This is a genomic window from Aromatoleum diolicum, from assembly GCF_012910955.1.
In the GTDB taxonomy this organism is placed as follows: domain Bacteria; phylum Pseudomonadota; class Gammaproteobacteria; order Burkholderiales; family Rhodocyclaceae; genus Aromatoleum; species Aromatoleum diolicum.
The window spans coordinates 1-1,770 of the sequence record NZ_WTVQ01000095.1; the positions used below are offsets into that span (position 1 = coordinate 1).

Sequence of the window (1,770 nt, forward strand, 5' to 3'; positions counted from 1 at the left end):
CGCACCCCCCGTGAGTCCGGCCCCGCGACACCCCTGCCCTCTTCCGCCACAAAGCCTGCAATAGCGGCGGCGAGACCAAGGGCTACGCCCGCGCGCGAACAGGACCGGCTGGTGCTTGGCGGTGGCATCGACGAGGTCCCGGGCGGCGGCCTGAGAATGAGCACCGAACTGGGAAGCCTTGGCCGCATCGGCGCAACCAGCGATGCCCAGCGGGATCAGCTGCGCCGCGAGCAGATGGTGACCATGGCGGTCGACCGCACCATCATCACGCAACTCGAGCTGAACGATCGCATCCGCCAGCTCGAGGAAGTCCAGGCGCAAATGATGGAGCGCGCGCAACTCGGCGCCGCGGCACCCGCCCCCCCCGTCAGGACGCCTGCTCCCATTGACGCGCCTGCCCCCGCTCCCGAACTTGCACCTGCGCCTGCCCCCGCACCGGCCCCCAAGCGCACGCTCGCGAGCGATTGGTTCTATTCGACCATTGCGCTCGGCGGCGCATCGCTGGCGCTCGCCACTGCGCTACTGTGGATGCGCCGCCGTCGCGTGGAGCGCCTTGCCGAGCAAGATAGCAAACGGCGCTCGAAACCCGTCAGAGAACCCAGGATTGCACCCGCCGCCCGTCCTTTTGGCGCTCCGCAAGGGAAAACGGACGGCCCGGCGGCCACCACGCCGCCTCACACCGCTACGCCGCTCCTCCCTGTCGCGCGCGCTCCCCTGGGATGGGAAACGGCCGATGAAGCAATCGACGCGCCAATGCCGCCAATCGCGCCGATCACGCCTTTCGCGACGACAGACGAGACGGCAGAAGAGCACGAATCGGCGATCGAGCTCGCCGAGATCATGATGGGCTTCGGGCGCATTCAGGGCGCCGCAGACACGCTCGCCGAATTCATTGCATCCAATCCCAGGAAAGCCGTCACACCGTGGCTCAAGCTGCTTGAGGTCTATCGCGCGGCCGACCTGCGCGACGAATTCGACGCCCTTGCGCGACAGCTGAACAAGACTTTCAACGTCAAATCCGTTACCTGGGACACCTTCGACGAAGCCCGCCAGTCGAAGCACACCATGGAGCAGATGGCTCACGTAATGAAGAACGTGCAGCAACTCTGGGGAACCCGGGAGTGTCAGGCCTATCTGGAGAACCTGTTGCGCGACAACCGCGACGGCACGCGCGAAGGTTTCCCGCTCAGCGTCATCGACGAAATTCTGATGCTCGCGGCGGTCCTTGAGGAACATCTCGGACCGTACAGACCTCCGGCAGAGCCCAGTGCCGCGGCACCCGACACGACACCCGCAAGTTCACCCGAGGCGATACCGCAGGCACTGAACTGAAGCGGCGCCCCCTCGGACAGGCCGCCCTGCGCGGCCGGTACATCTACACCGGGTTATCCAGATCGACGAATCGTGCGTCGAGTCCGAACTGCCGGACCAGATAGGCCGCCAGGGCACGAATCCCGTAGCGTTCCGTGGCATGATGCCCCGCAGCGATGTAGGGGACTCCCGACTCGCGGGCCAGATGCACGGTCTGCTCGGAAATCTCGCCCGATACATACAAGTCCGCACCGGCAGCAATCGCCTGTTCAAAGTACCCCTGCGCCCCACCGGTGCACCATGCAATACGCCGCACCGGCCTCGCCCCGTCACCGATTAATAACGGCTCCCGCCCAAGCCTCGCGGCCAGCGAACGCAGAATCTGCGTGGCCGACTCGAGCTGCGCCGGCCGCCCGATCCAGGCGAGATCCTGCTCGCCAAAACGCCCCTCACCCACCC

At 66.2% G+C, this 1,770-nt stretch carries 2 protein-coding genes; one reads left to right on the forward strand and one right to left on the reverse strand.

Going from position 1 to position 1,770, the window contains the following annotated elements; translation table 11 throughout:
* The first annotated feature begins 156 nt into the window (after window positions 1-156).
* Complete coding sequence (locus GPA25_RS23510) at window positions 157-1,332, forward strand: type IV pilus assembly protein FimV (protein WP_169262819.1); 1,176 nt, start codon at window positions 157-159, stop codon at window positions 1,330-1,332.
* Window positions 1,333-1,375: 43 nt separating this feature from the next.
* Here the strand turns inward: GPA25_RS23510 and GPA25_RS23515 are convergent.
* A partial coding sequence (locus GPA25_RS23515) for a Nif3-like dinuclear metal center hexameric protein (RefSeq protein ID WP_211163335.1) occupies window positions 1,376-1,770 on the reverse strand: 395 nt, incomplete at its 5' end.

Excerpts from the sequence above, each read along its gene's own strand:
- GPA25_RS23510 (WP_169262819.1), top strand. The coding sequence starts at position 157 with ATGAGCACCGAACTGGGAAGCCTTGGCCGCATCGGCGCAACCAGCGAT.